The sequence below is a fragment of the Micromonospora solifontis genome (assembly GCF_003725545.1).
GTDB lineage: Bacteria > Actinomycetota > Actinomycetes > Mycobacteriales > Micromonosporaceae > Micromonospora > Micromonospora solifontis.
On sequence record NZ_RJLN01000071.1, the window covers coordinates 20,887 to 29,357 of the forward strand.

An 8,471-nucleotide genomic window follows, 5' to 3' on the forward strand; every position below is an offset into this window, starting at 1 on the left:
CGCGATGAGCGTACTGAGCGTAGCTGCGGCGTCTGTTCCCCCGTGACTGAGTCACGTACCCGTCCCAGATCCACCGAACCCTCATCGTGATCTTGTCAACATCCAGGGCACGCGGGTCGCCGGGGCGGGGTTGATGTGGGCGGAGCGGGGCGTACCTGTCAGGATTGACGATGGCGTGCGCGCGGCCCGCTGCCCGCGCCCTGAACAAGCTCGCGATCCAATCGACGGAGGTAGCCCGCACCGTGGCCCAGTTCATCTACGTCCTGGAAAAGGCGCGCAAGGCGCACGGCGACAAGGTCGTGCTCGACAACGTGACGCTGAACTTCCTGCCGGGGGCCAAGATCGGTGTGGTCGGTCCGAACGGCGCCGGTAAGTCCAGCCTCCTCAAGATCATGGCAGGCTGGGACCAGCCGAGCAACGGCGAGGCCCGGCTGATGCCCGGGTACACCGTCGGCATGCTCGCGCAGGAGCCGCCGCTCAACGACGCCAAGACCGTCCTCGGCAACGTCGAGGAGGCGGTCGCCGAGATCAAGACCAAGCTGGAGCGGTTCAACAAGATCGCCGAGCAGATGGCGACCGACTACTCCGACGAGCTGATGGAGGAGATGGGCAAGCTCCAGGAGGAACTGGACAACGCCGACGCCTGGGACATCGACTCCAAGCTCGAGCTGGCGATGGACGCGCTGCGCTGCCCGCCGCCGGACGCCGACGTCACCCAGCTCTCCGGTGGTGAGCGCCGCCGGGTGGCGCTGTGCAAGCTGCTGCTGGAGGCGCCCGACCTGCTCCTGCTCGACGAGCCCACCAACCACCTGGACGCGGAGAGCGTGCAGTGGCTGGAGCAGCACCTGGCCAAGTACGCCGGCACCGTGATCGCCATCACCCACGACCGGTACTTCCTCGACAACGTCGCCAACTGGATCCTCGAGCTGGACCGCGGCCGCGCCTACCCGTACGAGGGCAACTACTCCACCTACCTGGAGAAGAAGGCCGCCCGGATGGCCGTCGAGGGCCGCCGCGACGCCAAGATGAAGAAGCGCCTCTCCGAGGAGCTGGAGTGGGTCCGCTCCAACGCCAAGGCCCGCCAGACCAAGTCCAAGGCCCGGCTCGACCGGTACGAGGAGATGGCCACCGAGGCGGAGAAGACCCGCAAGCTGGACTTCGAGGAGATCCAGATCCCGCCGGGCCCGCGCCTGGGCAGCACGGTCATCGAGGCCAACCACCTGGTCAAGGCCTTCGGCGACCGGGTGCTGATCGACGACCTGTCCTTCTCGCTGCCGCGCAACGGCATCGTCGGCGTGATCGGCCCGAACGGCGTCGGCAAGACCACGCTGTTCAAGACGATCGTCGGGCTGGAGGAGCCGACCGGCGGCACGGTCCGGGTCGGCGAGACCGTCTCGCTGTCCTACGTCGACCAGAGCCGGGCCGGCCTGGCCGGCGACAAGACGGTTTGGGAGACGGTCTCCGACGGGCTGGACCACCTCATGGTCGGCAAGGTCGAGATGCCGTCCCGGGCGTACATCGCCGCCTTCGGGTTCAAGGGGCCGGACCAGCAGAAGCCGACCAAGGTGCTCTCCGGCGGCGAGCGGAACCGGCTGAACCTGGCGCTGACCCTCAAGATCGGCGGCAACGTCATCCTGCTCGACGAGCCGACCAACGACCTGGACGTGGAGACCCTCGGCAGCCTGGAGAACGCGCTGCTGGAGTTCCCCGGCTGCGCCGTGGTCATCTCCCACGACCGGATGTTCCTCGACCGGGTCGCCACGCACATCCTGGCCTGGGAGGGCGACGACCAGAACCCGGCCAAGTGGTTCTGGTTCGAGGGCAACTTCGAGGCGTACGAGAAGAACAAGATCGACCGGCTCGGCGCCGAGGCCGCCCGTCCGCACCGGGTGACCTACCGCAAGCTGACCCGTGACTGACAAGTTCGTCTACCACTGCACGCTGCGCTGGTCCGACCTGGACGCTTACGGGCACGTCAACAACGCCCGCTTCCTCACCCTCTACGAGGAGGCGCGGGTGGCGCTGATGTTCGCCGGCGGCCGGGCGTGGGGCGTGGGCTCCTTCGCCGACGGGGTCGTCATCCGCCGGCACGAGGTCGACTACCTGCGCCCGGTCGACTACGCGCTGGGCCGGGCCAGCGTGGAGACGGCGCCCACGGTCCGGATCGAGCTGTGGGTGGAGCAGCTCCGGGCGGCCTCGTTCACCGTCGCCTACGAGCTGTACGACGGTGACGTGCTGGCCAGCACCGCCCGCTCGGTGCTGGTCCCGTTCGACCTGGCCGCGCAGCGGCCCCGCCGGATCTCCCCGGACGAGCGGGCCTTCCTGCTCCGCTACGCGCCGGGTCTGACATCCCGGGCCGGGGAGGCGCCGTGACCGGGCCGGCGGAGCACGGGTTGACCGGCGTGGCCGACGCGGGGGCCTTCGTGGCCCGGCTGGTCCGGCTGGACCCGGCCGCCCTGGTCCGGCTGCGTCCGGTGCCGGAGGTCGGGTGGACCGCCCTCTGGGCCCGGTTGCCGTGGGGGGTGCTGGTGGTCCGGACGGTTCCGGGGGCGGCCCCCGGCGACGTCACCGTCGCCGCCGCGGAGCTGCTCGCCGAACTGGAGGCGGGCGGGGGCGCGCTGCCCCGGCGCCGGGACGACGCGTGGCGCTGGCCGCTGCCCCCGGCCGCGAGCCGGGCGGTGGAGACGCTGCCCGCCGAGGACGTCCGCCGGATCGCCACGGCGGCGGCCGGGACTCTGCGCGAGGCCGCCGCGCACGGCGTGGCGGGCCGGGCGGTGGGGCAGCGGGCGCTGCGCGACGCGCTGCTGGACCACGTCGCGGTGGTGGTCACCCCGGACGACGCGCCGGACGCCCCGGTGGAGGTGCCGCAGCGGCTGGTCCAGGGCCTGGTCCGGATGGGCTTCCTCGGCGCTGGCGACGTCCAGGTGAGGGTCGCGGGCCGTTGGGTCGGCCTGGTCGGACCGTATGGAGCGGCCTGGTCGCGGAAGGTGCCCGAACTCAGCCTCGCTCCCGCAATCGGTCGTCCGAACGGATGACCCCTGTTCATTCTTCCGGTTTGGGGCGTCCGTTGGGGGGATGCCTCAAACCGGCTGTCCGGGTACCGTCCATCCTCGGATCCAACGCACCGTAGGCGGCTGGATCCGCTGGGGAGTGAGGTGCGCGAGCGATGCCGTGGTGGTCATGGCGCCCAGGTCCCGCCGTCGGCGGCGATCCGGAAACTCGAAGCGGGATCACAGTGGATGACAGCGTCCGGTGCGGTCCGCCGACGCCCCGCCAGCCGGGGGACGACGCCGCCGTCGAGCGGCCGGTGACCCCCGACATGCCGGCCACCGTCGGTCCGGTCACCCTCCGCCGGGTCTGCGACGCGCTCGACCTGCTCGACGTGCGCTACCTGGCCGACGGCGACGGGAACCTGCTGGCCATGTGGGAGCGGCACGCCGTCCTGGTCACCCTCGAAGGGCCGGACGACGAGATCCTGGTGATGCGGGCCCGCCCACATGCGACGGTGCCGCCCGACTGGGCGGACCGGGCCTACCGGGTGGTCAACGAGTGGAACCACACCCGCCGGTTCTGCAAGGCGTACATCGGTGACCCGACCGAGCGCGGACAGCTCCCGATCTACGCGGAGCTGCAGGTCCCGCTCGGCGCCGGCGCCCACGACGCCCTGCTGGTCGAGATGCTCGACTGCGGCGCCGCGGTGGCCACCACCTTCGTGGACTGGCTGCACGACGAGGGCGCGCTGCTCTGAGCCGCCGCCGCGGGGGCCGTCAGGCTCCGGGGGCCGGGTCCTCCACCACGTTCACCAGGAAGTACGCCGCCCGCTCCAGGTAGTCCCAGAGCGCGCCGGCGATCTCCGGCGGCAGGTCCAGCCGGTCCACCGCCCGCCGCATGTGGTGCAGCCAGGCGTCCCGCTCGGCCGCCCCGATCCGGAACGTCGCGTGCCGCATCCGCAGCCGCGGGTGGCCACGCTGCTCGGAATAGGTGTGCGGGCCGCCCCAGTACTGCATGAGGAAGAGCGTCAGCCGGTCGGCGGCCGGGCCGAGGTCCTCCTCCGGGTACATCGGCCGCAGCAGTGGGTCGGTGGCGACGCCGGCGTAGAACTCGTCCACCAGCTTGCGGAAGGCGGGTTCGCCGCCGATCGCCTCGAAGGGGGTCATCGGCTCGCCTGGGGAAGTCACGCCCCCATCCTGCCAGGTCGGCCGACGGCCGGCTGCCGCCCACCGGCCGGCTGCGGGTCAGGTCACCGCCTGCCGGCGGCGGCTCCGGTCCCCGGTGCGCTCCCCGCCGCTCGCCGGGGCGGCGCCCCGGTCCGGCGGGTGGGGCCGGCCGGGCCCGGCCGGCGCGTCGCCCTGTTGGGCCGCCTCGATCGCCGCGTCCACCGTCTCCCGGCGTGGCCAGGCGAGCGCGGCCCCGAGCATCAGCACGACGCCGGCCGCGCTCCACACGCCGACCACCATCGGGATGGCGAACCGCTCGGCGAGGGCGCCGGTCGCCATCACCGCCCCGCCCTGGATGATCTGCGTCCCCGTGCCCATCACGCCGAAGGCCCGGGCACGGTAGCCGTCGGGCAGGGCGCGGACGAAGAGCCCGTTCGCCACCGGCAGCAGCCCCGCCGCGGCGAAGCCGCACGCCGCCGCGAGGAGCGCCACCACGAGCGGCGGCGGATCGAACAGGGCGGGCACCAGCACCGCCGGCCCGAGCACCGCCAACGGGCGCATCAGCGCCAGCCGCCGGGCCGGGCCGACCAGTCGGCCGATGACCAACCCGCCGAGCACGTAGCCGAGCGGGTTGGCGACCATGATGACCGCCTGGGCGGTGCCGCTGCCGAGGCTGCCGCCGCGCTTTTCGGCCCAGGCCGCGGCGAGGCCCTCGGGCACGATGGAGAAGAGCATCGCGCTGAACACCAGCACGGCGATCGCCCGCAGGACCGGCTGGCCGAAGACGATCCGGAAGCCCTGGCCGGTCTCGCGGAGCAGGTGGCTGCGGTGGGCGGTGGTCATCGCCGATGGCCGGTCCCGCAGGCCGAACCGGACCAGGGCGGCCGATGCCGCGAATGTGGCCGCGTTGATCAGCAGCGCGGTGGTCGGGCTGATCGCGGCGATCGCGGCGCCGAGCATGTAGCCGATCACCTGGGCGGTCTGGCCGGCGCTCGTCAGCACGGACAGGCCGACCACCAGCCGGTCGCCGTGCAGGATCTGCGGGGACACCGCCGAGCGTGCCGCCTGGCTCGGCGGATTGGCCAGCGTGGCGGCGAAGAGCAGGGCGAGGATCGCCCACGGCGGGATCCCGGGCAGTGCCACCAGCACCATCAGCGCCATCCGGACCACGTCGCAGACGACCATCACCTCGCGGTAGCGGTGCCGTTCGGCCACCGTGGCGAGCAGTGGCCCACCGAGCAACCAGGGCAGGTAGCTGGCCGCGAACGCGGTAGCGGAGAGCGCGACCGACTCGGTCTGCTGGTAGACCAGCACCGTGACGGCCGCCTTGGCGATGTAGTCACCGACCCAGGACAGCGCGTTGGCCGCGAAGAGGGCCCGGAACTCGGGCTGGCCGAAGACGTCGCGAAAGGTGGCCGGGCCCTCCGGGGCGGGTCGCTCGTCGGACACCGTCGCCTCCATCGTCCCCGGTGCGGCCACTCGTGATGGCCCTGCCGGGGACCGTCGTCAGATCTACGGATCAGCGAGGACACGAGCACGCTCCCGGGGGAGCGTGTGCACCGGATTCTGCCCGATCGGCTGAGAGCTGGCTAGGGCGAACGGATTGATCGTCGCATCTCCGACTGAACGAACGGACGATACCCGAGGGGCCGCGCGGTGCGCGACCCCCGAAATCATCCGAGCGGCGACGGACGGCGACGGTCAGGTGGCGCCGCCGGTGCCCGTCTCGCCCGGCGCCGGGACGCGGCTCGGCACCCCCGGATAGAGCCGGGCCGCCGCGATCCGGGCCGTGATGCCGGAGTTCTCCAGCGCCTCGGCCAGCCGGCGGCGCAGCTCCCGGCCGACCGCGAACTGCCCGTCGGCGGTCGTCTTGACCACGGTACGGATCACCGCCCCGTCCACCGTGATCTGCTCGACGCCGAGCACCTCCGGCTCCTCCACGACCCGGGGCGCCAGCTCGGGGTCCATCGCCACCGAGGCCGCGGCCGTACGCAGCACCGCGGTGGCCTCCTCGGTGGAGGCGAAGCCGATCGGCAGGTCGACCACCACCAGGGCCCAGCCCTGGCTCTTGTTACCCACCCGGACGATCTCGCCGTTGCGGATGTACCAGAGCACGCCGCGCCCGTCGCGGACCGTGGTGACCCGCAGGCCCACCGCCTCGACCACGCCGGTCGCCTCACCCAGGTCGACGGTGTCGCCGACGCCGTACTGGTCCTCGATCAGCATGAACAGGCCGGCGATCAGGTCCTTCACCAGGCTCTGCGCGCCGAAGCCGAGGGCCACGCCGGCGATCCCGGCGCTGGCCAGCAGTGGCGCCAGGTCGAAGCTGAACTCCTTGAGCACCATCAGCAGCGCGATGCCGAACACGAACGCGGTCACCATGCTGCGCAGCACCGAGCCGATCGCCTCGGCGCGCTGGCGGCGGCGCTCGGGCACGAACTGCTCCGGGTCGAGCGAGGCGCTCGGGATCCGCTCCCGCAGCGGCCTGAGCAGGGTGGGCACCGCGCCCTCGCTGGTGGTGCGTACCAGCCGGTTGATGGTGCGGTGCAGCGCCCAGCGGGCGGCGAACGCGAGAAGCAGGATCAGGAGAACCCGCAGCGGCTTGAGCAGGATCCAGTAGCTGCCCTCGGCGAACCACGCGGAGCCGGTGATCCGGTACATCCACTCGCAGGAACTGCTGCCCTGGCAGTCCGGCTTGTTGGCGGCAGGCAGGGCGACGAGCATCAGGTTGGCGGCACTCACCCTGCTTTCGTACCGCACGGTCCCGGAGAGCCGGCCGCTGACCCACCGCCGCGCCACGGACCGGTCGGCGTGATCATCCCGGGCGGAGCCGGCCATCATGCCACGGCCGGAAAAAGCTTCACGAGGTACCCGGGATTAGTGCGTGCAATCCGGGGCGCGATCAGGGACGATTGGCGCAACGGACGTCGGTGGTCCCGGCCGGCGTCGGTGTCGTTCCCCGCTGCCCGCGGGGCGGGCGCCGACGCGGCAGCGGCGGGAGCGGCTGGACCGGGAGGGTGAGCACGATGCCTGACATACGACCCACGGTGGGCTCCGGTGCACTGGTTCTCAATGCCACCTACGAGCCGCTGTGTGTCGTGTCGGTGCGTCGCGCCGCCATTCTCGTGCTCTCCGCCAAGGCCGTCTGTGTCGCCGACGGCGACGGCATCCTGCACAGCGCGCGCAACGCGCTCCCGGTGCCCTCGGTGGTCCGGCTGACCCGCTACGTCCGGGTGCCGTACCGGACCCACGTCGGGCTCTCCCGCCGGGCGATCTTCGCGCGGGACGGCTGGCGCTGCGCCTACTGCCGGGGGCCGGCGGAGACCATCGACCACGTCTTCCCGCGCAGCCGGGGCGGCCGGCACGCCTGGGAGAACGTGGTGGCGGCCTGCGCCCGTTGCAACCACACCAAGGGCGACAAGACCCCGGCCGAGCTGGGCTGGCGGCTGCACATCATGCCGGTCGCCCCGAAGGGCACGGCGTGGCGGGTGCTCGGCCACCGGGCCCCGGACCCACGCTGGGCGGACTGGCTCGACCTGCGCGAACCCGAGCCCGAGGCGGCCTGACCGGCGGTTCACCCGTTCCGCGCCTGCACCAGCGACGCGTAGACCACCAGATTGTCCGCGTACCCGGTCTCGCCGCCCACCCACTGGCCGCCGCAGGTGATCAGGCGCAGGTTCGGCCGGCTGAAGTCGCCGTAGATCTCGTTCACCGGCAGCTTCTCCTTGCCGTACCGCTGCACCGAGGTGACCTCGAAGACCGCCACCGACCGGTCCTCCCGGGTGACCTCGACCCGGTCGCCGTCGTCGAGCTTCTTGAGATCGTGGAAGACCGCCGGGCCGGTGGTGGTGTCGACGTGGCCGACGATCACCGCCGGGCCGTACTGCCCGGGGGTCGGTCCCTGGTCGTACCATCCGGCCTCGCCGGCCCGGGCGAGCTCGGGCACCGCGATGGTGCCGTCGGGTGCGAGGCCCACCCGGTGCACCGGCGCCCGCAGGCCGAGCTTGCCGATCGAGATGTCCGTCGGTGCGCTCGCCGACAGTACGGGGAACTTCTTCGGCGGCGGCTGCAGACCGGGGAGCAGCCCGGCGGGTAGCACGTTGACCCCGGTCACCCGTTCCACCCCGAGCATGGCCACGATCAGCAGCATCAGCGCCGCGACCACCAGCACCGGGGCGCCGGGACCGCGTTGTGCGGCGTACCGCCAGCGGCCGGCGGTCGTGGGGGGCCGGACCGCGACCGGGCGGGCCGGTGGGCCGGTGCTGGCGACGCTCGCGGTGCAGGCGTGGCCGGCGGCTTGCCCGCGGTCGGGGT

The 8,471-nt window shown here is 72.6% G+C and carries 9 protein-coding genes; 5 read left to right on the top strand and 4 right to left on the bottom strand.

Annotated elements, in window-relative coordinates:
• Window positions 1-242 precede the first annotated feature (242 nt).
• From ettA to EFE23_RS21090, 4 genes are all read left to right on the top strand, one after another.
• On the top strand, window positions 243-1,919 hold the full coding sequence (gene ettA, locus EFE23_RS21075) for an energy-dependent translational throttle protein EttA (RefSeq protein ID WP_123242676.1): 1,677 nt from the start codon (window positions 243-245) through the stop codon (window positions 1,917-1,919).
• Entirely contained in the window at window positions 1,912-2,373 is a 462-nt protein-coding gene (locus EFE23_RS21080; RefSeq protein ID WP_123242668.1) for an acyl-CoA thioesterase, read from the top strand. Before ettA ends, EFE23_RS21080 begins: the two co-directional genes overlap by 8 nt.
• Window positions 2,370-3,035, top strand: a complete 666-nt coding sequence (locus EFE23_RS21085; protein WP_123242669.1) for a DUF8185 domain-containing protein — start codon at window positions 2,370-2,372, stop codon at window positions 3,033-3,035. The genes EFE23_RS21080 and EFE23_RS21085 overlap by 4 nt, the downstream gene beginning before the upstream one ends.
• 131 nt (window positions 3,036-3,166) lie before the next feature.
• Complete coding sequence (locus EFE23_RS21090; protein WP_123242670.1) at window positions 3,167-3,748, top strand: type III secretion system chaperone family protein; 582 nt, start codon at window positions 3,167-3,169, stop codon at window positions 3,746-3,748.
• A gap of 19 nt (window positions 3,749-3,767) precedes the next feature.
• Here the strand turns inward: EFE23_RS21090 and EFE23_RS21095 are convergent, their stop codons facing one another.
• From EFE23_RS21095 to EFE23_RS21105, 3 genes are all read right to left on the bottom strand, one after another.
• Window positions 3,768-4,157 (bottom strand): globin, encoded by a 390-nt coding sequence (locus tag EFE23_RS21095; RefSeq protein WP_123242671.1) that lies wholly within the window; start codon window positions 4,155-4,157, stop codon window positions 3,768-3,770.
• 78 nt (window positions 4,158-4,235) lie between these two features.
• Window positions 4,236-5,618, bottom strand: coding sequence for an MFS transporter (locus EFE23_RS21100; protein WP_123242672.1), 1,383 nt, complete (start codon window positions 5,616-5,618; stop codon window positions 4,236-4,238).
• A gap of 240 nt (window positions 5,619-5,858) precedes the next feature.
• A complete protein-coding gene (locus EFE23_RS21105; protein ID WP_123242677.1) occupies window positions 5,859-6,917 on the bottom strand; it encodes a mechanosensitive ion channel family protein in 1,059 nt (352 codons plus the stop codon).
• 266 nt (window positions 6,918-7,183) lie between these two features.
• On the opposite strand from EFE23_RS21105, the gene EFE23_RS21110 reads away from it, so the two are divergent.
• The gene (locus EFE23_RS21110) at window positions 7,184-7,723 is read left to right on the top strand and encodes an HNH endonuclease (protein WP_123242678.1); all 540 of its coding nucleotides are present in this window, start codon (window positions 7,184-7,186) and stop codon (window positions 7,721-7,723) included.
• Between the two features lie 8 nt (window positions 7,724-7,731).
• Here the strand turns inward: EFE23_RS21110 and EFE23_RS21115 are convergent.
• On the bottom strand, window positions 7,732-8,471 hold a 740-nt coding region (locus EFE23_RS21115; protein ID WP_148058501.1), incomplete at its 5' end, for a class F sortase.

What these genes read in the sequence shown, in the direction of transcription:
- EFE23_RS21090 (WP_123242670.1), top strand. Translation starts at nt 3,167, where the DNA reads ATGCCGTGGTGGTCATGGCGCCCAGGTCCCGCCGTCGGCGGCGATCCG.
- EFE23_RS21095 (WP_123242671.1), bottom strand. Translation starts at nt 4,157, where the DNA reads ATGACCCCCTTCGAGGCGATCGGCGGCGAACCCGCCTTCCGCAAGCTG.
- EFE23_RS21100 (WP_123242672.1), bottom strand. Translation starts at nt 5,618, where the DNA reads ATGGAGGCGACGGTGTCCGACGAGCGACCCGCCCCGGAGGGCCCGGCC.
- EFE23_RS21110 (WP_123242678.1), top strand. Translation starts at nt 7,184, where the DNA reads ATGCCTGACATACGACCCACGGTGGGCTCCGGTGCACTGGTTCTCAAT.